The following is a 25,604-nucleotide window of genomic DNA, read 5'->3' as shown; positions in this document are numbered from 1 at the left end:
CCGGAACAGCATCCACAACTCGTCCGGCACCAGCCGCTCAACGAGACCCGTCATGCACGGCTCAACGAACGATCACGCCATAAGAAACGACGTCTAAGGGCAGTGGGCTGTTGCCGATCACCGAGGTTCGCGGCAGAGTCGCGATCTGCTCGACGTCGTGCTCCGCGACGCTTGTCCGGCTGGCGGCCGACGACACCCACGCCGGATCGGGCAATCTCGAGTTTTGTCTGCCCGGCCTGCTGGCTGCCGAACTCCTCAACCGCGATGGCCCAGACCATGCCAGACTCTGAGCGCCCGCGGCCCGGCTCGCGGACCGGCTGGCGGATGCCATCGCGCGGCGGCAGCCCGCGGGTTGGTCGAGTGTTCGCGTCGCCCGGGGAGCGCCCTCTGCCCAGGCTCCGCCGTCAGCTGCTGCCGGGCAGACTGACCAGTAGCTCCTTGCGGCCGAGCAGTCCGGCTCCCTTGCCCACGAGGGTGACCTTGGCGAGAGGGCCGAGGCGTTTGGTCTCCGGCCGCTGCGGATACCAGCGCAGCGCGGTCAGCCGCACCTCTACACCGGGCACGCCGACGGCTTGGAACACCATCCCCAGCTGCAGCTCGCCGGTGAAGCTCTCCGCGACGCACACCAGCTCGTCCGCGGAACTCTTCGCGATCTGGTGCACGGAGATCCGTGTGGCAGTCGGCAGTGCGGGTTGGGCCGCAATTGCGTCAATGATCAGCTCGATGTCTTCCGAGGAGGCAATGCAAAATTCCTGGTCGTTCTGCTCGATGTCGCTTCTGAGGTCATTCCATTGTCCATCAAGTCCGCCTTCGGTGATCAGTCGCGACGGCACGATCAGGGAGTTTCTCTTTTCCGTGAAGGACCAGTCAATGTTCCGTGGTGCCTCCCGTGTAACGGAATGGAACATCTCCTGCAGTTCGGGGTGTGGTTCGCTGAAACGCCAGCCGATCGTAGGGAGTCGGACGAGCCCGGTGATCTCGTCTGTTTCACTCACGGACTTCATCCAAACCACCGGAGCGAACCGTCCGAGGGCGCTCCGGGCCCGCTGGAAGCGTGACAGTTGTACCTCCTCGTCTTTCATCGCCATTTCGTCTCCCTGCGTAGTCTTCGCAACTCGTTGAGGTCGGCCTCGCCATTCAATCGTATGACCCGCTCGTCATTCTGGGATCGTAGGGCCCTTTCGTAGTCTCCTCGCGGAATCGGGTTCGTGCTCAGGGTTGGGTCATAAATGTACCGACCGTCGGTGTACACCTGATGGAAATCCCAGTCTGCATTTTTGATTCCATCGGGACTGGCCTCAGGGGTCTTGATGTTCCCTGACGGGGTGATGTAGTGGACGATCTTTCCTTCCCCGTCTGCCTGCCTCATGATGAAGCTCGATATTTCGGTGCAGTCGATATCTTCACCCCTGGGCGCTGCCCGCATCGCGTCGACAAGGCTCTGCTTCGGTGGGTGGTCCGGGTGCGGCTCCCGAAAATCGAACGGGCCGCGCTCCGGGCAATCGTCCGGGGACAGGCCCATGTGGTCGGACGAGATGTGGGGGTTGTGGACATACGTCGCCGGATTGGGGGCCGCGGACAGCCCCAGGGGGTCCGGGCTGAGGTAGCGGGCCGTTTCGGGGTCGTAGGTGCGGAAGAGGTTGTGGTGGAGCCCCGACTCGGGGTCGTAGTACTGGCCCGGGAAGCGGAGTGGGGTGTAGGCCGCCGAGTCGCGGTTCCAGGTGGTGGTGCCCCACAGGGTGTTGCGGGTTCGCCAGGCCGAGGTGCCGTCCTCGGTCAGGAGCTGGGTCGGCGTGCCGATCAGGTCCGTGACGATCGCGAAGAAGCGGTCGTCGACCGTCTCGTCGTCGACGTGCTCGGTCTGGGTGAGGGGGTGGAGGCCCTTGTGCGTCCAGGTGAGGGTGACCGGACCGCTGGTCTGTTCGCAGAGGGTGGTGCCGTCCCAGGTAAACACCGTTTCCTCGACCACTGCGCCCTCGGCCGAGAGGCGCTGCTTGGCCGTGCGGCGGCCCAGAGGGTCGTACGTATAGCGCCAACATGTGCCAGCCGGGGTGATGACGGCCGCCAGCTGGTCTTCGGCGTTCCACTCGTAGCGCCAGGTCTCCGGTTTGCGGGACAGGCGGGTCTTCTGCCGCAGGGTGACCCGGCCCAGGGCGTCGTGCTCGTAGCGGACGGCGCCCGCGCGAGTGATGCGGGTGCCCGTGTAGGTGCGTCCGCCCTGGGCCTCCGCACCCGGGTGGCGCTCCGGCCACGTGGCGTGGGTCTGGTTGCCCGCCTCGTCGTAGGCGTAGCGCTCCGACCAGCGAGCGGCTTCGACGGCCGTGACGCGGGCCGCCGCGTCGAGGGAGAAGGTACGGGCGCCTGTCCGGGAGTCGTCGATGTCGGTGAGGCAGCCGTCGGCTCGGTAGCTGTAGCCACGGCGATGGAGGGTGCGTCCGTCCTGACCGATGACCGTCTGCGCAGTGAGGCGGCCGGCGAGGTCGTACTCGTGGGTGAGAGAGAGGTCCGCCCCCACGGTGCGGGTCAGTTCCCGGCCCGCCGCGTCGCGTTCGAAAGTGAGAGTGCGGCCCGCGGTGGTCAACGAGGTGCGGTGGCCGGCCGCGTCGTACGTCCAGTGTGAGTCGGCGCCGGTCGGGGTGGTACGGGCGGTGCGGTGGCCGAGGGCGTCGTACGTGAAGGTGAGGGTGCGGCCGTCGACCGTCTCCGAGAGGACCGTGCCCGCCTCGTCGCGCTGCCAGGTGATGCTGGAACCGGGAGAGGACATGGACGACGGGCGGTCGCAGGAGTCGTACGTGTAGGCGGTCGTGCCGGCCGACGTCGTTTTGCCGATGACCTGCCCGAGTGCGTTGTGTGCGTAGGTGACCGTGTCGCCCAGAGCGTTGGTGCGGGAGATGAGCGAGCCCGCAGCGTCGTAGCCGTACGTGAGCGTGCGCGCGTCGAAGTCCGTCTCCACGGCTAGCCGGCCCGTCGCGTCGTAGGTGTAGCTCCAGTGCAAGCCCTGGGGGTTGGTGACGGCGGTCAGGCGGAGTTCGGTGTCGTAAGTGAACGAGTACCGGGCCCCGTCCGGGTCGGCGCGGGCGGTGAGGAGGTCGAAGTCGCCGTATTCGAAGGCTGTCACCCCGCCCGCCGCATCCGTATGGGTCAGGCGATTGCCCTCGCCGTCGTACGTCCACGATTCGGAGCTCCCGTCGGCGCTGACCCGACGCAGGAGGCGTCCCTCGACGCTCCAGGTCAGGTGGGTCGTACGGCCCGAGGGGTCGGTGATCGCGGTGGGACGACCGAAGGCGTCGCGGGTGTAGGTCGTCGTCCCACCCAGGGGGTCGGTGACCGACATGATGAGGCCCGCCGGATGGCAGCGGACCCTGGTCGTGTGGCCGAGGGCGTTCGTCACCGCGGCCAGATGGCCGCGAGTGTCGTAGCCGAAGCGGGTCGTGGCTCCGGTCGGGTCTGTCTGCGAGGTTCTGTTGCCCTGGGCGTCGTACATCTGGCGGACGGTCGTGCCGTCGGGGTGGACGACGAGTGTCGGCAGACCCAGCTCGCTGTACTCGGCGCGTGAGACCCGGTCGCCCGGGCGGGTCACCGAGGTCAGGCGGCCGTCCTCGTCGTATGTGAGGCGGACCGTGCGGCCCAACGCGTCCGTGCGGGACAGGAGGCGGTTGTAACGGTCGTACTCGAAGCGGGTGGTCGCCCCGGCCGGATCCGTCTCGGCGACGACCTGTGCGCGGTCGTTGAGCACGTACAGGGTGCGGTTGCCCAAGGAGTCGGTGTGGGTGGTGAGGCCGTCCTCGTAGGCGAACCGGACGTTCAGGTGGCCGTTGGTGCCGGACTGGGCGACGCATCGGTGCCGCTCGTCGTAGACGTAGTCGAAGTGGCGGTCGTTGGTGTCCGTCCACGAGGTGATCCGGCCCAGCTCGTCGTAGGCGAAGCGCAGCGGGAGGCCCGAGGAGTTGGTGACCTCCGTGAGGTGGCCGTCCGTGTAGCCGTAGCGCAGGATCTCGGTGCCGTCGGCCAGGGCGAGGCCGGTGATGCGCCCGTCCGAAGAGGTCAGGCGGACCTCGTAGCCGCCACTGTGGGAGAGGATGATCGGGGCGCCGGAGGCCTCGTCGTAGGTGAAGGCGAGCCACGCACCGTTGCGGTCGTCGAGCTGGGTCAGGCGGCCGTCCTCGGAGAAGTGGCGGACGCGGCCGGACTCCGGGTCGGTGACCGTGTAGCCGCCGTCCGGGTCGTGGGTGAGGGGCCAGCGCTGCCCGAGGTCGGGGAGCACCGGCGTGCCGGGTGCGGCGGGGTGCGGATAGCCGAGCAGGCTGCCGTCCTCGCGGACCAGGACCACACCCTCGGCGTCGAACTCCAGGCGCTGATCGACCGTAGAGGCCCAGGTAGGGCCGAACCAGCGGCCTTGGCGGTACGAGGACTCGAAAGTTCGGCTGAATATCAGCGGTAGTGAGCCCGGCAGCACGAGGTCCGTCTGCGGGAGGATCATCCGGCCGGTCGCGATGTCGACGGGGTCGTCCCGGCAGGACCTGCAGTCGGCTTCGCGGGATTTGTCGTGCGGGGCCCCGCGCAGCTCCTCGCCCGGGGTCGGCTTGTGGGGCCCGCCGGGCAGATCGTCCGCCAGCTTGCCGAACCGCAGCGCGGTCTTGGCCGCGCCCGCACCCTTCGACCCCAGCGCCTCGGGCAAGAGCTTGCCGCCGAACTCATGAGGATCCTTCATGGCCTGGTCGAGCATGGCCGAGCCCGCGGCCACCGGATCGTTCGCCGCCGTCATCAGGCCGAGGCCGGTGAGCTTGAGCTGCGCGGCGTACTCCTCCGGGTGCGCGCGGTTGTACGGATCGTCCGGGTTGAGGGAGCGTGCGAAGGAAACCATGCCGGCCGCGCCCTTGACGACGCCTCCGAGGAGATGGGTCTTGTTGATGCCTTCTACATACGCGTCGGACTGGATCTGCTGGAACAGCGAGGGCATTGGCGGAGCCGCGTCCCGTGCCTTCTCCAGGGATCCGACCGCAATCCTGGCTGCCTCGTCGCGCTGGCGGCGGGCCTCGGTGAGCTTTTCGCGGGCCGCCTTGATGCCGTCCGCGCCCGGGTCGGTGAAGCCCATGGGACGGGCCGGCAGCGGGTTCTGCCGGTCGCGGACCGCAGCCTCGTAGGTGGCGCACCACTTCGCGTACGCCGCATGCGCGGCTTCGGAGGTCTTCACCGCCGTCCTGTACGCCTCAAGGGCCTCGCGGGCCTGCTCCTGGGCCCATGCCACCGTGTCCGCGTACCGCTCCAGCGCGTCGGCGGCCGTCTCGCAGGCATCCGCCGCCGTGAACCAGCGTGGGGGCTGCCTCTGCGCCGCGGCGCGGAAGGCGGCCGCCGAGGCACCTGTGATTCCGTCCTCGTCGAGGCCCTTGAGCCCCAGCCCGGTCTGGTCGAAGGCATTCTGGAAGTCGCGCAGATGGGTGACCGTGGTGCGGAGCGTCGAAACGCTGCCGTGGATGAGCCGGCGGTGGTCGTCCGTCTGCCCCAGCTGCAGTTCGTCGGCGTCACCGCTGATCATGTTCGCGGCCGAGTTCGTTCCTTCTCGGACCGCATTCGCGCCGCCCTGCCAGCCCACCCCCTCCAGGCCGTCCGCCACGATGTCGCCGGCGAATTCGACGCCGTCTCCCACGAGGTCGGCGCCGCGTGCCAGCCAGCCCTTGTCTGCCATCAGCGCTCACCCTCGGACGGGTTCCGGACCCTTTCGAGTTGCTCGGGACCCATCCCCGCGAACTCGGCGCCCTGCTCGACCACGCGGCCGCCCACGCCCTCGTTGAGTACCTTGTGCTTGGCATCGGCCCAGGCGGCGTCGAACTCCTCGCGTGCCTGGCGGGCCTGCTCAGGGGTCTCCTGCCGAAGCGGGTTCTGTGCGAGGGAGTTCCAGGACTGCTGCTCGACCGTGTCCTCGTCCTTGTGCGGGTTGCCCACCAAGGCATTGGCCGCGATCTTGAACGTGCCTCCGCGGTACTGGTCCTCCTCCCAGACCAGCCCTGCCGCGATGTTCAGGTCACCGGCCAGCTTGCTGGCGTCCATGACCAGGCCCCTTACGCCCCATTCCCAGCGCGTGCAGAGATCCGCGAAGACGGTCGCGACGCTTCCGTGTCCCGCCTCCATCCCGGTCAGCGCCAGCTTGCCGAAGCCGGCGCCCAGAGAGGCAGGGCCTGCCGCCCCGAACTCCCTTAACTCCCCGACGGCTGCGCGGAGCCCGTCGGTGAGGTTCCTGACCGCGACCGGACTCATCTCCAGGTCTTTGTCGCCGGTACCGCTCACGTGTCCACCCCCAGTGGTTCCGGAACAGGCTAGTGCTGCTGCCGCGCTTATTGATCTTCATTGCCGGTACAGTGACAGGGAACCGGCCACCGCCGTGATCCCGGGGCGCAGAGGGCCCGGTCAGCGCTCTGGCTGACGCACGATGTCCGTTACGGCGCCTCCCCCCGGTGCCGCCGACGCGCTCCCGACACGTCCCCGGGGCGGGGTATGTGGAGCTGGATTGTTCCTGACGGGTTGTGAGGGAACGCGGAGTCGTTGATCGTCCGTCGAGGGTGCGACCGCAGAGCGGCGGAACACCGGACACGCCTGATGAGACGCTGTTCGCGGCGGTCACCTACGTGCTGGTCAAAGGCTGTGCCTGGCAGGCGCTGCTGCCGTGCTTCGGGACATCGAAGTCCACCGCGCATCGCCGGTTCGGGCGAACTCACAGGCCCGACCCCCGTGGACCGGGGCAAGCAGGGTTCCAAGACGCACGTCCTGTCGGACGAGGCGGGACTGCCCTCGTTGTCGGCAAACTCCGACGGCTCCACGCGGACAAGGCGCATCGGCGTCCGCATCGCCGGCAAGGGCATCGACTCGAGCGAGCGATCAGGGGGTCGGCGGTGGGTGATCGAGCGCACGATGTCCTGGCTGAGCGGCTATCGCCGACCCAACCACCGCTACGAACGCCACCCCCGCAACCACCCGGCTTTCCTCGGCCTCGCAGCCGCCCTCTGCTGGTACGAACGCCTCATCCGAACGGCCACATGGGACATGGTCTGAGTTGATCAACGGTGTTGAGGTGCCGGCTACAGCCAGTCGCGCTTCTTGAAGATGACGTAGAGGCTCGTGCAGACGACGGCCATCAGCAGGATCGCGAAGGGGTAGCCCGCCGCCCAGTGGAGTTCGGGCATGGTCTCGAAGTTCATGCCGTAGATGGTGCCGACCAGGGTGGGGGCGAAGAGGATGGCGGCCCACGAGGAGATCTTCTTGAAGACGTCACCCTCACGCCGCTGACCTGCGCGGATTGCTGTACGAGCGGGCTGACCTGCGAATTCGCTCGTTTCCGGGGCTTTCAGCGTGATGCCGTTTTGCGCGGTCGATTCTCCCCAGCCGCTCCCCACCGGACCTTTATTCTCCCCGGATTCTCCCCAGCCACAGCCCGTTCCTGGCGGTGTTTCCGCTGGTGAGGCGGCCCTTCGTTGGGTTGGGGTGTGGTTACCGTTCTCAGGAGTCTCGGGGCGAGTGTGCTGGCGTCACAGCCTCGCGCGTTCGCGCCCGCGACACTGCGCGGCTCTGGTCCTTGACCGGTTGTGCGCTGTCGTGCCAACCCCTGGGCGCAGGAGGTCAACCCGGTCGGTCGGGTCGCTCGTAGCTTGCAGAAGTGCCGAGCCGCGGACGCGGCGGGCACGTTACCGATTGCTTCGAGAGGACTCCTCGTGTTCGACATCAACAAGGTGCAGGCCGCCCCGAGCAAGGATCTGCTCACGCCCGACAACTCGGTCATGCTCTTCGTGGACCACCAGCCGCAGATGTTCTTCGGCACCGGGAGCGGCGATCGCGCCGCGATCATCAACAGCACCGTGGGTCTGGCCAAGGCGGCTCAGGCGTTCGATGTGCCGGCCGTCCTGACCACGGTGGCCGCCGAGTCGTTCTCCGGGCCCCTGCTGCCGCAGCTCGCGGAGGTGTTCCCCAAGCACGAGGTCATCGACCGTACGACGATGAACGCCTGGGAGGACGAGGCGCTCGTGGCGGCGGTCAAGGCGACCGGGCGCAAGAAGATCATCCTGTCCGGGCTGTGGACCGAGGTCTGCCTGGTGCTGCCCGCGCTGTCCGCGCTTGAGCAGGGATACGAGGTGTACGTGGTCTCCGACGCCTCCGGCGGCGTCAGCCCGGCCGCCCACGAGCACGCGCTCCAGCGGATGATCGCCGCCGGAGCGGTGCCGGTGACCTGGGTACAGGTGCTCCTGGAACTCCAGCGCGACTGGGCGCGCCAGGAGTCGTACGGCGCGGTCATGGAGATCGTCAAGGCCCACGCGGGTGCGTACGGCCTGGGCGTCGTGTACGCGCAGAGCGTCATCGGCGCGCACGCGGCCGGCTGACCCCTGTGGACACCGGCATTCTGATCCTGCGTCTGCTGGTGGGACTGCTCGTCGCCGGCCACGGTGTGCAGAAGATCAGCTCGCACCTGGGCGGCAAGGGACTTGAGGGCGGTACCGAGGAGTTCCGCGCCGACGGCTTCCGCGGCGGTGCCCTCACCGCCCTGGCGGCGGGCGGCGGCCAGATCGGGTCGGGTCTGCTGCTCGCGGCCGGCCTCCTGACCCCGCTCGCCGCGACCGGGGTCATCGGGGTCATGACGGTCGCCCTCACCGTGAAGTGGCGCAACGGCCTCTGGGTGCAGAACGACGGGTACGAGTACCCGCTCGTCCTCATCGGCACCGCCGCCGCCCTCGCCGCCACCGGACCCGGTGACTGGTCCCTCGACGCGGCCCTCGGCCTCACGCCGTACCCGCTGTGGTGGGCGGCCCTCGCGCTCGTGGCCGGTCTCGGCAGCGGACTCCTCACCCGGCTCGTCCTGCACCGGACCGCCGCCCCGGCGATCGCCGAGCGCTGAGCGCGAGCCGCACAGACCGGGTCCGGCCGCCCGCGTACCCCCCGACCGGGCGGCCGGGCCCTTCCCACCTTCTCTCCCGAACAGGAGCACGCGATGGACACCCTCACGACCCCGCACGGCGGCGGCCAGCCGCTGCTGCACCAGAAGGGCGCCGAGACCCAGGCGTTCGGCACGCTCAAGCAGTTGCCGATCGGCCTCGGCCACGACACCCGCATGTACGCCTGCCAGCGGCTGAACCGCGTCCTCGCCGACACGCAGATCCTCTACTCCCTCTACAAGAAGCACCACTGGCTCATGCGCGGGGCGACCTTCTACTCGCTCCACCTGATGCTGGACAAGCACGCGGAGGCCCAACTGGCCATCGTGGACGCGCTGGCCGAGCGGGTCCAGAGCCTCGGCGGCGTCGCCGCCGGAGACCCGCGTCACGTCGCGGAGCTGACGTCGATCCCCCGGCCGCCGGACGGCGTCGAGCCGGTGCCCGTCATGCTGTCGCGGCTCCTCGACGCGCACGAGCGGATCCTGATCGACGCCCGGGACGCCGCCGCCCGGCTCTCCGGGGAGGGCGACGAGGGCAGCGCCGACCTGCTCGTCTCCGATGTCATCCGCACCGGCGAGGCGCAGGTGTGGTTCCTGGCCGAACACCTGGTGGACACCCCACTGGTGCACGGCTGATGGAGGACACGTACGACGTCGTCGTGGTCGGCGGCGGGCCGGGCGGCGAGGTCGCCGCAGACCGGGTCGTCCGGTCGGGGCTGACCGCCGTCGTCGTCGAGGCCGACGCCGTCGGCGGCGAGTGCTCCTACCGTGCCTGCGTCCCGAGCAAGGCCCTGCTGCGACCCGGCGCCGCCCGGGCGGAGGCCCGCTCGGTCGACGGGGCCCGGCAGGCGGTCACGGCGGCACTCGACCCGGCGCGCGTCCTGGCCCGCCGTGACCGTTTCACCGGGCGGGGCGACGACACCGGCCAGGCCCACTGGCTCGACGGTGCGGGCATCGCGCTCGTACGGGGGCACGGACGGCTCGCCGGTGAGCGCCGGGTGGAGGTGACCGGGGCCGACGGCACGGTCCGTACCCTGCGGGCCCGGCGCGCGGTCGTGGTCTGCACCGGCACGGAGCCCGCCCTTCCGCCAGTGGAGGGGCTCGACCGGATCGGTGTGTGGACCAGCCGGCAGGCCACCACGGCCGACGCGGTGCCCGAGCGGCTCGTCGTCATCGGCGGGGGAGTGGTGGCCTGCGAGATGGCCACCGCGTGGCGCTCGCTCGGCTCCTCCGTCACCCTGCTGGTTCGCGACCAGGCCCTGCTGACCGGCTGGGAGCCGTGCGCCGGCGAAGAGGTCGCCCGGGGTCTGAGCGATCTGGGCGTCACGATCCGCTTCGGGGTGTCGGCCGTCCGGGTCGCCCGTGACGAGGACACCCGCGCGGTGACCGTGGACACCGACGACGGCACCGCCCTCGTCTGCGACGAGGTCCTGGCCGCGGTCGGCAGGCGCCCGCGGACCGCGGACCTCGGCCTGGACTCCGTCGGACTGGCGGCACGCGACTGGCTCCCGGTCGACGACGCCTGCCGCGTCACGGCAGTCGAGGGCGACTGGCTCTATGCCGTCGGCGACGTGAACCACCGTGCGCCGCTGACCCATATGGCCAAGTACCAGGCCCGAGCCTGCGCGGCGGCGATCGCCGAGCGATCCGCGGGGCGCCCGGCCGTCACCGGAGGCCGGCAGCCGTGGAGCGCGGAAGCCGACCACGTCGCCGTCCCGCAGGCCGTCTTCACCCGTCCGGAGGTCGCGAGCGTCGGCCTCACGGAACGCGCGGCACGCGAAGCGGGTCTCGCGGTGCGCACGGTGGAGTACCGCATCGACGACGTCGCCGGCGCCGCGCTCCACGCGGACGACTACCGCGGCCTCGCCAAGCTCGTCGTCGACGAGACCCGGGGAGTCGTCGTCGGCTGCACGCTCACCGGCCCGATGGCGACCGAACTCATCCACACGGCAACGGTCGCCATCGTGGGAGAAGTCCCGCTCGAACGCCTGTGGCACGCCGTCCCCGCCTTCCCGACGGTCAGCGAGATCTGGCTGCGGCTCCTGGAGGCGTACGGCCTCTGAGGCGAGGCCCCGCCCGACCGCCGCACCCGCTCGGCCCAATCGGCGCGCCCTCCCGCCCGACCGGCACACCCCCGCCCGCCCGAGCGCACCCGAATGCCTCACCACCCGACAAGGAAACCCCATGCATCCCAAGAGGCGCACCCTCGCCCTCGCCCTGCCGGCCACACTGGCCGCCCTGATGGGCGCCGCACCCGCCGCACCCGCGAGCGTCCCGGCCGCCGCCGGCGCCGACCGGCACGGTCCCAAGCCCACGATCGTCCTGGTCCACGGGGCGTTCGCCGACGCCTCCAGCTGGAGCGGCACGATCAGGCGGCTTCAGCGCGCCGGCTACCCCGTCCTGGCCCCCGCCAACCCGCTGCGCGGTCTCGCCGCGGACACCGCCTACCTGCGCAGCGTGCTGGCCGCCGTCGAGGGCCCCGTCGTCCTGGTCGGCCACTCCTACGGCGGCGCCGTCATCAGTGGCGCCGCGCTGGGCGACAGCCGTGTGAAGGCCCTCGTCTACATCGCCGCGTTCACCCCGGACAAGGGCGAGAGCGCGGCCGAGCTCGCCGCCAAGTTCCCCGGCTCCACCCTCGGCGACACCGTGAACCCGCGGTCGTACCCGCTGCCCGGCGGTGGCACCGGCACCGAACTCGTCATCGAACGGGCCAAGTTCCACCGGCAGTTCGCCGCCGACGTCCCCATCGCCGACGCGGCCGTCATGGCCGCGACCCAGCGCCCGGTCGCCACCGCCGCGCTGGAGGAGAAGGCCGGGGAAGCGGCCTGGAAGACGATCCCGTCCTGGGCGCTGATCGCCACCGCCGACAAGAACATCCCGCCGGCCGCCGAACGGTGGATGGCCCGGCGCGCCGGCTCGCACATCACCGAAGTGGACGCGTCGCACGCCGTGGCCGTCTCCCGCCCGGCCGTGGTCACCGACGTGATCCTCGACGCCGTGCGGGCGACCCGCTGAGCCCCCGACCTGCGCCCTCTCGTACATCCCCAGAAGGAGAACCCCACATGAAGGACCGTCCGATCCTCGAACCCGCCGCCCAGGCCTTCGCCGACGCCACCGCCCAGCCGCCGTACCTCTACCAGATCCCCGTCGCCGAGGGCCGTAAGGCCGTGGACGGTGTCCAGAGCGGTGAGGGCGTCCCCCTGCCCGAGGTCGACGAGGAGTGGATCACCGTCCACGGCGGCCCGACCGGCGACGTCCGCGCCCGGATCGTCCGCCCCCGCGGCGCAACCGGCCCGCTTCCCGTCATCCTCTACATCCACGGCGCGGGCTGGGTCTTCGGCAACGCCCACACCCACGACCGGCTCGTCCGCGAACTCGCCGTCGGCGCCCGGGCGGCCGTGGTGTTCCCCGAGTACGACCTCTCGCCCGAGGCGCGCTACCCCGTCGCGATCGAGCAGAACTACAGCGTCGCCCAGTGGGTCGCCCGCGAGGGACACCACAAGGACCTCGACGGCACGCGGATCGCCGTCGCGGGCGACTCGGTCGGCGGCAACATGAGCGCCGCCCTCACCCTCATGGCCAAGCAGCGCGGCGACGTCACGCTCGTCCAGCAGGTCCTCTTCTACCCGGTCACGGACGCGAGCTTCGACACCGGCTCGTACCACCAGTTCGGCGAGGGCTACTTCCTGCGCCGCGACGCCATGAAGTGGTTCTGGGACCAGTACACGACCGCCGAGGCCGAGCGGGCCCAGATCACCGCCTCCCCGCTGCGCGCCTCCACCGAGCAGCTCAGCGGCCTGCCGCCGGCCCTGGTCATCACCGCCGAGGCCGACGTCCTGCGCGACGAGGGCGAGGCGTACGCGGCGAAGCTCCGCGCCGCCGGCGTCCCCGTCACCGCCCTGCGCGTCCAGGGCGTCATCCACGACTTCGTGATGCTGAACGCACTGCGCGAGACGCAGGCCGCGGAACTCGCCATCGGTCTCGCCACCGACACCCTGCGCAAGGCCCTCGCATGACCGGGCCGTCGACGAGCATGCCGGTGGCGGGCCTCGTCCCCGCCCCGCGTCGGGAACACGAGCACGCCGACCTCCTCGTCCGCAACGCCAAGGTCTTCACCGGTGACCCCGACCGCCCCGAGGCCCGTGCCGTCGCCCTCCGCGGCGGCCGGGTCGCGGCCCTCGGCGACGACCACGACCTCGCCCACCTCGTCGGGCCGGGAACGAAGGTCGTCGACGCCCTCGGCCGCCGGGTGATCCCCGGCCTCAACGACTCGCACCTGCATGTCATCCGGGGCGGCCTGAACTACGTCCTGGAGCTGCGCTGGGACGGCGTACGAAGCCTCCGACACGCCCTCGCGATGCTGCGCGAGCAGGCCGGCCGCACCCCGAAGGGGCAGTGGATCCGGGTGGTGGGCGGCTGGACCGCCGAGCAGTTCGCCGAGCGCAGGATGCCGACCGTCGCGGAGCTGAACGCCGCCGCCCCCGACACTCCGGTCTTCGTCCTGCACCTGTACCAGTCGGCGCTGATGAACCGGGCCGCGGTGCAGGCAGCCGGATTCACCCGCGACACCCCGGATCCCCGCGGCGGGCAGATCGTCCGCGGCCGGGACGGCGAACCCAATGGCGTGCTCCTCGCGGCGCCGAGCGCCCTCATCCTGTACTCGACCCTGGCCAATGCGCCGGCCCTCGACGAGGCCGACAAGCGGACGTCGACGCGCCACTTCCTGCGCGAGCTGAACCGCTTCGGACTGACGTCCGCGGTCGACGCCGCCGGCGGGTTCCAGAACTTCCCCGACAACTACGCCACGGTCGCCGACCTCGCCAGGTCGGGGGAGCTGACCCTCCGGATCGCCTACCACCTCTTCCCGCAGACGGCCGGGCAGGAGCTCGCCGACCTGAAGCGCTGGACCGAGATGGTCAAGCCCGGGGACGGGGACGAGTGGCTCCGGCTCAACGGCGCGGGAGAGAACCTGACCTGGGCCGCCGCCGACTTCGAGAACTTCTCCGAGCCCCGGCCCGAACTCGCCGCCGGCTACGAGACCGAATTCGAGAGCGCCGTCCGGCTTCTCCTTGAGAACGGCTGGGGCTTTAGGCTCCACGCGACCTACGACGAGACGATCCGCCGCGACCTGGCCGTCTTCGAGAAGCTCGCGGCCGAAGGACTCTTCCCCGGCGGCAACCGCTGGCTCTTCGACCACGCGGAGACGGTCTCGGCCGACAGCCTCGACCGGATCGCCGCCCTCGGCGGCGCCGTCTCGGTCCAGAACCGGATGTCCTTCCAGGGCGCCGCGTTCCTCGACCGCTACGGCGCCGGGGCCGCCGCCCACACCCCGCCGGTCCGGGCCATGCTCGACCGAGGCCTGACCGTCGCCGCAGGAACCGATGCCACCCGCGTCTCCTCGTACAACCCGTGGGTCGCCCTCCACTGGCTGGTCACCGGGCGCACCGTCGGCGGCACGGCCCTTTACCCGGCCGGGAACCTGATCGACCGGGAGACCGCCCTCGGCCTCTACACCCGGGGCGGAGCGCAGCTCACCGGCGAGCAGGACGTCAAGGGGACTCTGCGAGAGGGGACTTACGGCGACCTCGCGATCCTCTCCGACGACTTCCTCACCGTGCCCGAGGACGTCATTCCCGACATCGAGTCCGTCCTCACTGTCGTCGGCGGCCGGATCGTCTACGCGACCGCCGAGTACGAGGGGCTCGACGAGGCCATCCCGCCGGTGGCCCCCGAGTGGAGCCCGGTGGCCCACTTCGGCGGGTACCAGAGCGGTGCCCGCCAGGCATCGGCCGTGGCCGAGGCCGTCGCCGAGTCCGAGCAGCACCGCCGCTGGCGCGTCGCACGCGGCTCCGTTCCCGACACGACGCCGTCCTTCGTCGATCCCTGCTTCGATCACTGAAAGAGAGATCCACCCGATGTCCGCAGCCTCCCCCGCCGCCGACGGCGGCGACACGCCGCCAACCCTGCCGGACGTTCCCCCGGGACGCCGTTTCGAGCCGGACCTCCGGTCGATGACACGGATCAACCTGCGCCCCATCGCCTCACCCATGCCGCTCGGCTTCTTCACGATAGCCATCGCCTCCGTGATGACGGGCTGCCTGCAGCTCGGGATCTTCGACCAGACGGCCCGCAGCGCCGTCGCCTTCACCGTACTGCCGGCCTTCGCCCTGCAACTCCTGGTGAGCTTCCTGGCCTTCGGAGCCCGTGACGTGATCGCGGCGACGCTGATGGCGGTGTTCGCCGGCAGCTGGCTGCCCTACTCGCTCATCATGCTCAGCGGCGCGGCCGACGGCCTTCAGGTCCTCGGCGTGTTCAACCTGGCGCTCCTCTGCTTCGGGGCCCTGATGACCGCCGTGACCCGGCCCAAGCGCGCGCTGTGGCTCGTCCTCGCGGTCTCCCTGCCCCGCTGGGCGGCCACCGGCCTCGCGGGCATCACCGGCGCCGAATGGCTGACGCGCACGTCCGGCGCGCTCGGCCTCGTGGTGGCGCTCGTCGCGATGTACACGGCGTTCGCCCTGATGCTCGAGGACATGCGCAGCGAGCAGGTCCTGCCCATCGGCCGCAGCGGCCCCGCCCACCTCGCCGTGGAAGGCGACCTGTCCGTCCAACTCCGCAACCTGGAACGCCAGGCGGGCGTACGCCGCACGCTCTGACCGCACCCACCCACCCCGTCACACGACGACCGCACAGGAGCACCCATGGAACCGCAGGTGACGGACCGGCCCGAGAAGTCCCGGTATGAGATCCTCGCCGGCGACGCCGGCGCCGAGACCGCCGGCTTCGCCGAGTACCACCTCTCGGAGGGCGAGATCGCCTTCATCCACACCGAGATCGACAGCCGGTCCGCCGGCCGGGGCCTGGGCGGGCTCCTCGCCCGCGGGGTCCTCGACGACGCCCGGGCCCGAGGGCTGCGCGTCCTGCCGTACTGCCCCTTCATCCGGGGCTGGATCGGCAAGCACCCCGAGTACACCGACCTGGTGCCCGAGGCGAGGCGCGCCCGCTTCGGCCTGTGAAGCACCACACGAACACCACACATCCGCCTCCCGTCTCCCGCATCCCCTGCCCCATCCCCCTTCCAGCACCGAGGAGTTCCCCCATGCCCCGACACGCCCGCCCCACCGTCGTCCTGGTCCACGGCGCCTTCGCCGACGCCTCCAGCTTCGCCCGCGTCATCCCCGAGCTGACCGCTGCCGGCATGGAAGTGGTGGCCCCGGCGGTGCCCAACCGCAGCCTCGTCGACGACGCCGCGTACATCGCCTCGGTGATCCGCGCCGTCGAAGGCCCCGTGATCCTGGTCGGGCACTCCTACGGCGGTGCCGTCATCACCCTCGCCGGCACGGAGGACAACGTCCGCGCACTGGTGTACCTCGCGGGATACGCGCTGGAGGAGGGCGAGAGCCTGGGCGAGCTGCAGGGCCGCTTCCCCGACTCCGGTCTCGCCGACGCGCTCGTCTACACCCCGTTCCCGGTGGCCGGCTCCACCGAGACCGGCACCGACGTCTCGGTGGAGATCGAGAGGTTCCCCGCCCTCTTCGCGGCGGACGTCGACCCCGGCCTCGCCGCGGTGCTCGCCGTCTCCCAGCGCCCCCTGGCCGCACGGGCCTTCTCGGAGGCGGCGCCTGTCGCGGCGTGGAAGACCAAGCCCTCGTGGGGTCTGGTCGCCTCCTCCGACCGCACGATCAACCCCGATGTGGAGCGCTACGGGTACGAGCGCGCCGGCATGACCACCGTCGAGGTCGACTCCTCCCATCTGGTCATGCTTGCCCAGCCCAAGGCCGTGGCGGAGCTGATCCAGGACGCGGCCCGGTCCACCGCCCACTGACCCGATCGTTCAGGATCGAACGATTAGTCGATAATGTTCGAGCGCTGGTAGCTTCTGATCGCCCCCGAGGACCCCTTCGGCGGGTGATCGGAGAAGATGCGCCCATGAGGTTCGGCGCGAGGCTCGCGCTCGCCGTCATCCCCCTCGCTGCCCTTGCCGCTGCCTGTGGTGTTCCGCAGGACGGTGGCTCGCGGTCGCACACCTCCGTGGACTGTGGGCCGTACGCCAGGTACGGCAAGCACCCCGGCACCAAGGTCACCGTCTACGCGGAGAACCGGGACCGGGAGGCCGACCTGTTCGAAGAGACCTGGGCGGACTTCGCGGACTGCACGGGAATCGACGTCCAGTACGAGGGGGACGGGGAGTTCGAGGCCCAGATCCAGCTCCGGGTCGACGGCGGGAGTGTGCCGGACGTGGCGTTCTTCCCTCAGCCCGGGCTCCTGGAACGCTTTGCGCGGGCGGGGAAGCTCAAGCCCGCGAGCGCCGGGGTCGTGGCCCTCGCGAAGCAGGGCTGGTCGGCTGACTGGAACAGCTACGCGACCGTGAACGGCACCCTCTACGGCACGCCGCTGGTCGCGAACGTGAAGTCGTTCGTCTGGTACTCGCCGAAGTTCTTCCGCGACAGGGGACTGAGCGTTCCCCGTACGTGGTCCGAGCTGATGGCCGTGACGGAGAAGGCCGCGGCGTCGGGCGTCAAGCCGTGGTGCGCGGGCATCGAGTCCGCCGAGGCGACCGGCTGGCCCGTCACGGACTGGATCGAGGACGTCCTGCTGCGTCAGCAGGGCACGGACGTCTACGACCAGTGGGTCACCCACAAGATCCCGTTCAACGATCCGCGGGTGATCATGGCCATGGACACCGTGGGGTCCATCCTCAAGAACGACCGGTACGCCAACGGCGGTTTCGGTCCGGCCCGTTCGATGGCGTCGATCTCCTTCCAGGAGGCCGGCACACCGGTTCTCTCCGGCGACTGTGCGATGCACCGCCAGGCCTCGTTCTATGCCGACATGTGGCCGAAGGGAACCGAGATCGGACCGGACAAGGACGTCTACGCCTTCCTCCTGCCGGGGGCAGACCCGGCCGACCGCCCCGTACTGGGCGGTGGGGTGTTCACCGCGGCGTTCGCCGACCGTCCCGAAGTGCGGGCGTTCCAGGAGTATCTGGCCTCCGCGGACTTCGCGAACGCGCGTATGAAGAAGGGCCCGTTCGTCTCGGCGAACAAGGGCGTGGATCCGGCGAACGCCGCCACCCCGGTCGACAGGCTCTCGATCCAGCTGCTCCAGGACCCCGGGACACAGTTCAGGTTCGACGGTTCGGACCTGATGCCCGCGTCGGTCGGCGCCGGGACGTTCTGGAAGGGAGCCGTCGACTGGATCGGCGGCGCGAGCACCCGGCAGGTCGCCGACTCCATCGAACGGTCCTGGCCGAGCCACTGATGTCGTTCGACGCCGTCGCCCAGCAGCCCAAGCTGCTGTACCTGCTCCAGGGCGTCGCCGCCTTCGCGGCGGTGGTCTCCCTGATCCTGCTGGCGCTGCACCGGGGGCCGTTTCGAAGAAGGGCCGCGGCCCTTCTCCTGCTGGCCCCCGCGCTGCTGCTACTCACGGTCGGTCTTCTCCTGCCCGGTCTGCGCACCCTGGTCCTGTCGTTCACCGACAGCGGGGGAGACGCGTGGGCCGGCTTCGACAACTACGTGTGGATGGTCACCGACCCCCGGGCGATGGTGGCGCTGCGCAACACCCTGGCGTGGGTGGTGCTCGTGCCGTTGCTGGCAGCCTCGGTCGGTCTGCTCTACGCGGCGGCCGTCGTACGGTCGCGGTTCAAAGCGTTCGCGCTGTCCCTCGTCCTGATGCCGATGGCGATCTCCTTCGTCGGCGCGGGTGTCGTCTGGAAGTTCGTCTACGCCTACCGTCCCCCGGAGGCCGGGCAGATCGGGCTGCTGAACCAGCTCGTCGTCGCGTTCGGCGGCGAACCGAGGCAATGGCTCGTGCACTCTCCCTGGAACGTCCTGTTCCTCATCGTGGTGATGGTGTGGACACAGGCGGGCTTCGCAGCCGTCCTGCTGGCCGCCGCGATCAGGGCCGTTCCCGGAGAGCTGACCGAGGCGGCCCGACTCGACGGCGCGTCCCCCCGGCAGATCTTCTGGCGGATCACCATGCCGTCGATCAGGCCCACGCTGCTCGTCGTGGTCCTCGCCCAGACGATCGGCACCTTCAAGGCCTTCGACATCGTCAGGACCATGACCGGCGGACAGTTCGACACGGGCGTCATCGCCCACGAGATGTACGACCAGACCTTCCGCTACGGCGAGACGGGCCGCGGTGCGGCGCTCGCCGTGCTCCTCTTCGTCCTCGTCACCCCCTTCGTCGCCCACCAGGTCCGGGCACAGCGGAGGACGGCGTGAACGGCGTCCGGGAGCGTCTGGCCTCCCGCGCCTTCACGTCGATCGCCGTGGTGATCGCGGTCCTCTGGACGACACCGACCCTCGGTCTGCTGCTCTCCTCGTTCCGTCCCGAGGAGGAGATCAAGACGACGGGCTGGTGGACCGTGTTCGGTACGCCGCATCTCACGCTCGACAACTACGGCGAGGTGCTGTCCGGGGGCGGGAACGGGTCGGGGCGGCTCGCGGAGTACTTCGTCAACTCCGTCGTCATCACCCTTCCCTCGGTGCTGTTCCCGCTCGTGCTGGCCTTCTTCGCGGCGTACGCCCTGGCGTGGATCGACTTCAGGGGGCGGGACGCGCTCGTCGTCGGCATCTTCGCGCTCCAGGTCGTGCCGCTCCAGATGGCGCTCGTCCCCCTCCTGAAGCTGTTCTCCCAGGGCTGGCTGTTCCTGCCCGCGTGGAACCTCACCGGTCCCGCGCGTTTCGGCCAGGTCTGGTTCGCCCACACGGTCTTCGCGCTGCCGTTCGCGGTGTTCCTCCTGCACAACTTCCTGGCAGGGCTGCCCCGGGACCTGATCGAGGCCGCCCGCGTCGATGGCGCGTCACACGGGACGCTGCTGCTCCGGATCGTGCTGCCCCTGGCCCGCCCGGCCCTGGTCTCCTTCGCCATCATCCAGTTCATCTGGGTGTGGAACGACCTCCTCGTGGCACTGACCCTGCTGGGCGGAACGGCCGAGACCGCGCCGATGACGGTCAGACTGGCGAGCCTGGCCGGGACGTACGGCAACGAGTGGCAGCGGCTCACCGCAGGAGCCTTCGTGGCGGCGTTCGTCCCGCTGCTCGTCTTCTTCTCCCTCCGGCGGCACTTCGCGCGGGGACTGCTCGCCGGATCGGTCAAGGGATGAGCCCCGAGCGGCCCGAGGGAGAAGGCATGGCGGTGCCCGGGAGCGCGGGGCTGAGCCGGCCCGGGCTGCGGGGCCGTGAAGCCGAGCTGGAGCGGCTGCGCGCCCTGGTCGAGGCGGTGCGCGACGGCGAGGGAGGAGCGATCGCGCTGCTCCTGGGCGAGCCCGGGATCGGGAAGACCGTACTGCTGCAGGAGACCGTCTCGATCGCGCGGGCTCACGGGTTCGTCATCAGCCATGGACGCGCCGAGGAACTGCACGAGCTGGCACCGCTCGCCTCACTGGCCTCCGGCCTCCTGCACGGTGACCCGCCGCTGCTGTCCAGCACGGACTTCGCAGACCTCGCGGGCCATCACGACCAGCGCGTCTGGCTCGTCGAACGACTGGCCCAGCTGATCGAGGAACGCTCGGCGGGCACGCCCGTACTGATCGCGGTCGACGACGTCCAATGGGCCGACCCGCTGAGCCGGTTCGCCCTGAGTGTCATGCCGACACGGCTGCTCAGCTGCCCGGTCCTCTGGCTGCTCACGGGCAGGAACGACCCGGAACTGTACGGGCAGGGGCCGCGGACGACGACCCTCCCCCTCCGGCCGCTGTCCGACACGGCCCTGGCCGAGCTGGGACGGGACGTCCTCGGGGGGGACGTGCCGACGGAGGTCGCGGAACTCCTCGACGGGGCGGGAGGCAACCCCTTCCTCGCGGCCGAGATGCTCACGGGCATCGCGGCGTCGGGCGCGGACGCGTCGGAGCCTCCGGAGCGGCTGGTCCTCGGTGTACGCGACCGGCTGGCCGACCTCCGGCCGGACACCCTCCACTTCCTGCGGATCGGCTCGGTCCTCGGCCGCGCGTTCTCGCTCGCGGACGCCGCCGCCCTGTGCGGTCGGCCCGCCTCCGGACTCAGCGCCGAAGTGGACGAGGCGATCGCCGCCGCCCTCCTCCACGACGACGGCGAGCGCCTCCGGTTCCGCCACGACCTGCTCCGCCAGGCGGTGTACGCCGATCTCGCCCCCTCCGTACGCCGGGCGCTGCACCGGGAGGCCGCGAGCCGGCTCGTCGCGGCGGGCCGGAGCTCCACCGACGCGGTCCCGCATCTGCTGAAGAGCGCCGAACCAGGCGACCAAGAGGCGATCGGGCTGCTCGGCACGGCCGCCACGGACGTGATCGCCGTGATGCCCGACCTCGCCGCCGACCTGGCCGTACGCGCCCTGGAACTCGTACCGCCCCATGCGCCCATGGTGTTCGACGTGGGAGAACGGGCCATCGTCGCGCTGACCCGCGCGGGCCGGTACACCCAGGCACGGGATACCGGCGACACGCTGCTCGCCCGGCAGCCGCCCCTTGACGTCTTCGCCCGTCTGCAGTCCGTACTCGGCGACACGCTGTGGCACCTCGACGACGTCCACGAGCTGACCCGCCGCTCGACGGCCGCACTGGCAGCCGTCACCGACCCGACGATCCGCGCCCGACTCATCGCCCGGCAGGCCCTCGCCCGGTCCCGCGGGCGCGACCTCGGGGCCGCTCGCGAGACCGGCGAACGGGCGCTCGCCGAGGCGGAGCGGTCCGGTGACCGGGAGGCCCGTGTCCTCGCGCTGTGGGGCCTCGGCGAGATCGCCCTCAACGCGGGCGACTGCGCCGCCGCCGTCGAACACCACACGGCGCTGAGCGTGTTCGACACGGCCTTCCTGCCCGAGGAGGCCGTCGCCCGGATCCACATGGACGACTTCGACACCGTACGGCGACTGCTCCGGACGGCGGGCGGCGCTCCCCTGCGCCCCGCCATGCTGATCTGGGCCCAGGGAACCCTGAACATGGGGCTCGGCCGGCTCGACGACGCGGACGCCGACCTCGTCACCGCCGAGCGGCTCGAAGCGGACCTCCACCTGCCCGGCAACCTGGTCAACATCCGCGTCAACCGCGGCTTCCTCGCGATGCTGCGCGGCGACCGCGAAGCCGCGCGGGAACACCTGGACGTCGTGCGGGCGACCGTGGCCGATCGGCCGAACACGGGCAACCACGCCACGCACCAGTACTTCGAGGCCGTCGTCGCCGACGCCGACGGCGACCACGCGGCAGCGGCCGAACTGGTCCGATCCGTGCAGCGTGACCACCCCTTCCTCCGATGGCGGCTCCTGCGCCCCCATGTCGTCCAGGCCGTGCGGATCGCCCTGCGCGGCGGGGACCGGAACCTGGCCGAGGACCTCGCGGCCCAGGCTGTCGAACACGCCACCCGCAACCCCGGCGTGCCGACCGCCCAGGGGGTGGCCGCCCACGCGTCCGCCCTGGTGAACGCCGACCACGAACTCTTGGAGCGGTCGGTGCGCATCCTCCTCACCGGCCCCCGGCCGCTGCCCCTCGCCGCCGCATCCGCCGACCTCGGACGCGCGCTCCTCACAGCAGGCGACCCCGCCGCGACACCCGCCCTGACCAGGGCCCACGACATCTACGCCCAGGCGGGAGCCGATGTCGAGGCCGACCGGGTCCGGGCCGATCTGGAACGGGCCACCAGCCGCTCCGGCCGGCGCACCGGAGGCCTGCGGCCGCGCCCCGCCCAGGGCTGGGACGCGCTCACGGCCTCGGAACGCAAGGTGGCCCGGCTGATCGCCGCGGGTCACACCAACCGGTCGGCCGCGGAGGCCCTCGTCGTCTCCCCGCACACGGTCAACACCCATCTGGCGTCGATCTTCCGCAAGCTCTCGGTGCGCTCGCGGGTCCACCTGGCCCGGATCGCGCTTGCGGAGGGCGACGCCGGAACAGCCACCGGCGGCTGAGTGACCTCTGCGCCCCCGTGCAAGGTGTGGTGCGCGGTACGGCAACAGGAGGTGCGGGACCGGTCCTAGCGTGACGGGCATGCCGCGCCGCTTCGACGCGCGGACCAGCCGACCTGAATCGAGGAAGCATCCCCATGCCGTACATCACCGTGGGCCAGGAGAACACCAACCCCATAGAGCTGTACTTCGAGGACCAGGGTGGCGGGCAGCCCGTCGTCCTCATCCACGGCTTCCCTCTCGACGGCCACTCCTGGGAACGCCAGGGCGCCGCGCTGCTCGACGCCGGCTACCGCGTGATCACGTACGACCGCCGCGGTTTCGGGCGGTCCTCGCAGCCGACCACCGGCTACGACTACGACACCTTCGCGGCCGACCTGAACACCGTGATGGAGACCCTCGACCTGAAGGACGCCGTCCTGGTCGGTTTCTCCATGGGCACCGGCGAGGTCGCCCGCTACGTGTCCACGTACGGCTCCGGCCGTGTCGCCAAGGTCGCCTTCCTGGCCTCGCTCGAGCCCTGCCTGCTGAAGAGCGACGACAACCCGGACGGCGTCGCCCCGAAGGAGTTCTTCGACGGCGTCGTCGCCGCCGTCAAGGCCGACCGCTACGCCTACTACACGGCCTTCTTCAACGACTTCTACAACCTCGACGAGAACCTGGGCACCCGCATCAGCGAGGAGGCCGTTCGCAACAGCTGGAACACCGCGGCCCGCGGCGGCTCCTTCGCCGCGTCCGCCGCGCCGGCGACCTGGTACACCGACTTCCGCGCCGACATACCGACCGTCGACGTGCCGGCCCTGATCCTGCACGGCACCGCCGACCGCATCCTGCCGGCCGAGGGCACGGCGCGCCCGTTCCACAAGGCGCTCCCGTCGGCCGACTACGTCGAGATCGAGGGCGCCCCGCACGGTCTGCTGTGGACCCACGCCGAGGAGGTCAACACCGCCCTCCTCGCCTTCCTGGCGAAGTGACGCCGCACCGCCCACCCGCCGGGTGACGCCGGAGCCCCCGGCGTCACCCCGGCCCCCGGTTCCCCGGCGCGGGAACCGGACGAGCTCAGGAGAGCAGACACCCCATGCAGTTCGGCATCTTCACCGTCGGGGACGTGACCCCCGACCCCACCAACGGTCGCACTCCGACCGAACGCGAGCGCATCAAGGCGATGGTGGCCATCGCGCTCAAGGCCGAGGAGGTCGGCCTGGACGTCTTCGCGACCGGCGAGCACCACAACCCGCCGTTCGTACCGTCGTCGCCGACCACCATGCTCGGCTACATCGCCGCCCGCACCGAGAAGCTCATCCTGTCCACGTCCACGACGCTGATCACCACGAACGACCCGGTGAAGATCGCCGAGGACTACGCGATGCTCCAACACCTGGCCGACGGCCGGGTCGACCTCATGCTGGGGCGCGGCAACACCGGTCCGGTCTACCCGTGGTTCGGCCAGGACATCCGCCAGGGCATCAACCTCGCCAAGGAGAACTACGCGCTGCTGCGCCGGCTGTGGCGCGAGGACGTCGTGGACTGGGAGGGCACGTTCCGGACGCCGCTCCAGGCCTTCACCTCGACACCGCGGCCCCTGGACGGCGTCCCGCCCTTCGTCTGGCACGGCTCCATCAGGTCCCCCGAGATCGCGGAGCAGGCCGCCTTCTACGGAGACGGCTTCTTCCACAACAACATCTTCTGGCCGGCCGACCATACCCGGCGCATGGTGCAGCTCTACCGGCGCCGGTTCGCGCACCACGGCCACGGCCGGCCGGAGGACGCCATCGTCGGCCTGGGCGGACAGGTCTTCATGCGGAAGAACTCCCAGGACGCCGTACGGGAGTTCCGTCCCTACTTCGACAACGCTCCCGTGTACGGCCACGGCCCGTCGCTGGAGGACTTCACCGAGCAGACCCCGTTGACGGTGGGCTCTCCCCAGCAGGTCATCGAGCGGACCCTGTCGTTCCGGGAGAGCGTCGGCGACTACCAGCGCCAGCTGTTCCTGATGGACCACGCGGGCCTGCCCCTGAAGACAGTCCTTGAACAGCTGGACACCCTCGGCGAAGAGGTCGTGCCCGTGCTGCGGAGGGAGTTCGCGAAGGGACGTCCGGCCGACGTGCCGCAGGCCCCCACGCACGCGTCCCTTCGAGCCGTCCGGGAGGTGTCCGCCGCATGAAGCTGATCGTCGTCTCCGCGGGGCTGAGCACCCCCTCCTCCACCCGCCTGCTCGCGGACCGGCTGGCCGAGGCGGCCCGCGACGAACTCGCCGCCCGGGGGCAGGCGCCGTCGACCGAGGTCGTGGAGCTGCGGGAACTGGCCGGCGACATCGCCAACCACCTCGTGACCGGCTTTCCGCCGCCGCGACTGAGCGCCGCGATCGACGCGGCGACGGCAGCCGACGGCCTGATCGTGGTGACTCCCGTGTTCGCGGCTTCCTACAGCGGTCTCTTCAAGTCCTTCTTCGACGTGATCGATCCGGATGCCCTCTCAGGGAAGCCGGTCGTGATCGCGGCGACGGGCGGTACCGCCCGCCACTCCCTGGTCCTTGAGCACGCCGTACGCCCGCTCTTCGCCCATCTCCGCGCCGTCGCCGTCCCCACCGCCGTGTTCGCGGCCTCCGAGGACTGGGGCTCGGGGGGAGACGAGTACACCGACGGCCTGCCCGGTCGCGTCCGCCGGGCGGGAGCCGAGCTCGCCGCGCTCATGGCGGCGCGCCCGGTCGGTGAAGAGCCCGAGGACGACGTCACCATCCTCGAACGGCAACTCGCCGACCTGCGCTTCGACTGAGAGTCGGCCCCTGGGCCGGGCGACGGCGATGTGGTTCATATGGTTC

The 25,604-nt window shown here is 70.7% G+C and carries 21 protein-coding genes and 2 pseudogenes; 19 read left to right on the top strand and 4 right to left on the bottom strand.

All coding sequences use genetic code 11. The features are described 5' to 3' along the window. Positions 1 to 110: 110 nt before the first annotated feature. Positions 111 to 290 (top strand): hypothetical protein, encoded by a 180-nt coding sequence (locus ACFYZS_RS39565; protein WP_389024171.1) that lies wholly within the window; start codon positions 111 to 113, stop codon positions 288 to 290. Positions 291 to 404: 114 nt separating this feature from the next. On the opposite strand, the gene ACFYZS_RS39560 is transcribed toward ACFYZS_RS39565, so the two are convergent. From ACFYZS_RS39560 to ACFYZS_RS39550, 3 genes are read right to left on the bottom strand one after another with little or no spacing between them, the layout of a single operon-like run. Then, a complete protein-coding gene (locus tag ACFYZS_RS39560) occupies positions 405 to 1,088 on the bottom strand; it encodes a hypothetical protein (RefSeq protein WP_389024169.1) in 684 nt (227 codons plus the stop codon). Then, positions 1,079 to 5,686 carry a putative T7SS-secreted protein gene (locus ACFYZS_RS39555; RefSeq protein ID WP_389024167.1) on the bottom strand — a complete coding sequence of 1,536 codons (4,608 nt, stop codon included), beginning with the start codon at positions 5,684 to 5,686 and terminating at the stop codon, positions 1,079 to 1,081. The genes ACFYZS_RS39560 and ACFYZS_RS39555 overlap by 10 nt, the downstream gene beginning before the upstream one ends. After that, entirely contained in the window at positions 5,686 to 6,285 is a 600-nt protein-coding gene (locus ACFYZS_RS39550) for a hypothetical protein (RefSeq protein ID WP_389024164.1), read from the bottom strand. Before ACFYZS_RS39550 ends, ACFYZS_RS39555 begins: the two co-directional genes overlap by 1 nt. Before the next feature lie 207 nt (positions 6,286 to 6,492). On the opposite strand from ACFYZS_RS39550, the pseudogene ACFYZS_RS39545 reads away from it, so the two are divergent. Beyond that, positions 6,493 to 7,047: pseudogene (locus tag ACFYZS_RS39545) on the top strand (transposase). Positions 7,048 to 7,073: 26 nt separating this feature from the next. On the opposite strand, the pseudogene ACFYZS_RS39540 reads toward ACFYZS_RS39545, so the two are convergent. After that, positions 7,074 to 7,265, bottom strand: a pseudogene (locus ACFYZS_RS39540) (CorA family divalent cation transporter); the annotation flags it as partial. Between the two features lie 438 nt (positions 7,266 to 7,703). Here ACFYZS_RS39540 and ACFYZS_RS39535 point away from each other — a divergent pair. From ACFYZS_RS39535 to ACFYZS_RS39455, 17 genes are all read left to right on the top strand, one after another. After that, the gene (locus tag ACFYZS_RS39535; RefSeq protein WP_389024161.1) at positions 7,704 to 8,366 is read left to right on the top strand and encodes a hydrolase; all 663 of its coding nucleotides are present in this window, start codon (positions 7,704 to 7,706) and stop codon (positions 8,364 to 8,366) included. Between the two features lie 5 nt (positions 8,367 to 8,371). Beyond that, entirely contained in the window at positions 8,372 to 8,878 is a 507-nt protein-coding gene (locus ACFYZS_RS39530) for a DoxX family protein (protein ID WP_389024158.1), read from the top strand. A gap of 93 nt (positions 8,879 to 8,971) precedes the next feature. Continuing rightward, positions 8,972 to 9,550 carry a Dps family protein gene (locus ACFYZS_RS39525; protein ID WP_369777554.1) on the top strand — a complete coding sequence of 193 codons (579 nt, stop codon included), beginning with the start codon at positions 8,972 to 8,974 and terminating at the stop codon, positions 9,548 to 9,550. Then, the gene (locus ACFYZS_RS39520; RefSeq protein ID WP_389024154.1) at positions 9,550 to 10,977 is read left to right on the top strand and encodes a dihydrolipoyl dehydrogenase family protein; all 1,428 of its coding nucleotides are present in this window, start codon (positions 9,550 to 9,552) and stop codon (positions 10,975 to 10,977) included. The genes ACFYZS_RS39525 and ACFYZS_RS39520 overlap by 1 nt, the downstream gene beginning before the upstream one ends. 121 nt (positions 10,978 to 11,098) lie before the next feature. Beyond that, complete coding sequence (locus ACFYZS_RS39515; protein ID WP_389024151.1) at positions 11,099 to 11,929, top strand: alpha/beta fold hydrolase; 831 nt, start codon at positions 11,099 to 11,101, stop codon at positions 11,927 to 11,929. A 47-nt stretch (positions 11,930 to 11,976) separates the two neighbouring features. After that, the gene (locus ACFYZS_RS39510) at positions 11,977 to 12,930 is read left to right on the top strand and encodes an alpha/beta hydrolase (protein WP_345195771.1); all 954 of its coding nucleotides are present in this window, start codon (positions 11,977 to 11,979) and stop codon (positions 12,928 to 12,930) included. After that, entirely contained in the window at positions 12,927 to 14,813 is a 1,887-nt protein-coding gene (locus ACFYZS_RS39505; RefSeq protein WP_389024148.1) for an amidohydrolase, read from the top strand. The genes ACFYZS_RS39510 and ACFYZS_RS39505 overlap by 4 nt, the downstream gene beginning before the upstream one ends. Before the next feature lie 16 nt (positions 14,814 to 14,829). After that, positions 14,830 to 15,567 (top strand): GPR1/FUN34/YaaH family transporter, encoded by a 738-nt coding sequence (locus tag ACFYZS_RS39500; protein WP_389024145.1) that lies wholly within the window; start codon positions 14,830 to 14,832, stop codon positions 15,565 to 15,567. A 45-nt stretch (positions 15,568 to 15,612) separates the two neighbouring features. Next, positions 15,613 to 15,927, top strand: a complete 315-nt coding sequence (locus ACFYZS_RS39495) for a GNAT family N-acetyltransferase (protein ID WP_389024142.1) — start codon at positions 15,613 to 15,615, stop codon at positions 15,925 to 15,927. An 83-nt stretch (positions 15,928 to 16,010) separates the two neighbouring features. Further along, positions 16,011 to 16,736 (top strand): alpha/beta fold hydrolase, encoded by a 726-nt coding sequence (locus tag ACFYZS_RS39490; RefSeq protein WP_369777546.1) that lies wholly within the window; start codon positions 16,011 to 16,013, stop codon positions 16,734 to 16,736. Between the two features lie 104 nt (positions 16,737 to 16,840). Then, a complete protein-coding gene (locus ACFYZS_RS39485; protein WP_389024139.1) occupies positions 16,841 to 18,172 on the top strand; it encodes an ABC transporter substrate-binding protein in 1,332 nt (443 codons plus the stop codon). Next, positions 18,172 to 19,137, top strand: coding sequence for a carbohydrate ABC transporter permease (locus ACFYZS_RS39480; protein ID WP_389024136.1), 966 nt, complete (start codon positions 18,172 to 18,174; stop codon positions 19,135 to 19,137). The genes ACFYZS_RS39485 and ACFYZS_RS39480 overlap by 1 nt, the downstream gene beginning before the upstream one ends. After that, positions 19,134 to 20,021: a carbohydrate ABC transporter permease gene (locus tag ACFYZS_RS39475; RefSeq protein WP_345195806.1), complete on the top strand. Its 888-nt coding sequence runs from the start codon at positions 19,134 to 19,136 to the stop codon at positions 20,019 to 20,021. The genes ACFYZS_RS39480 and ACFYZS_RS39475 overlap by 4 nt, the downstream gene beginning before the upstream one ends. Further along, positions 20,018 to 22,786 (top strand): ATP-binding protein, encoded by a 2,769-nt coding sequence (locus ACFYZS_RS39470; protein ID WP_389024132.1) that lies wholly within the window; start codon positions 20,018 to 20,020, stop codon positions 22,784 to 22,786. The genes ACFYZS_RS39475 and ACFYZS_RS39470 overlap by 4 nt, the downstream gene beginning before the upstream one ends. 134 nt (positions 22,787 to 22,920) lie before the next feature. Next, positions 22,921 to 23,757 (top strand): alpha/beta fold hydrolase, encoded by an 837-nt coding sequence (locus tag ACFYZS_RS39465; RefSeq protein ID WP_381343540.1) that lies wholly within the window; start codon positions 22,921 to 22,923, stop codon positions 23,755 to 23,757. Between the two features lie 104 nt (positions 23,758 to 23,861). Beyond that, positions 23,862 to 24,947, top strand: a complete 1,086-nt coding sequence (locus ACFYZS_RS39460; protein WP_389024128.1) for an LLM class flavin-dependent oxidoreductase — start codon at positions 23,862 to 23,864, stop codon at positions 24,945 to 24,947. Beyond that, positions 24,944 to 25,558: an FMN reductase gene (locus tag ACFYZS_RS39455; RefSeq protein WP_389024126.1), complete on the top strand. Its 615-nt coding sequence runs from the start codon at positions 24,944 to 24,946 to the stop codon at positions 25,556 to 25,558. Before ACFYZS_RS39460 ends, ACFYZS_RS39455 begins: the two co-directional genes overlap by 4 nt. The last annotated feature ends 46 nt before the right edge of the window (positions 25,559 to 25,604 follow it).

The organism is Streptomyces sp. NPDC001903, assembly GCF_042891345.1.
In the GTDB taxonomy this organism is placed as follows: domain Bacteria; phylum Actinomycetota; class Actinomycetes; order Streptomycetales; family Streptomycetaceae; genus Streptomyces.
This window is presented reverse-complemented; position numbering and strand designations above follow the sequence as displayed.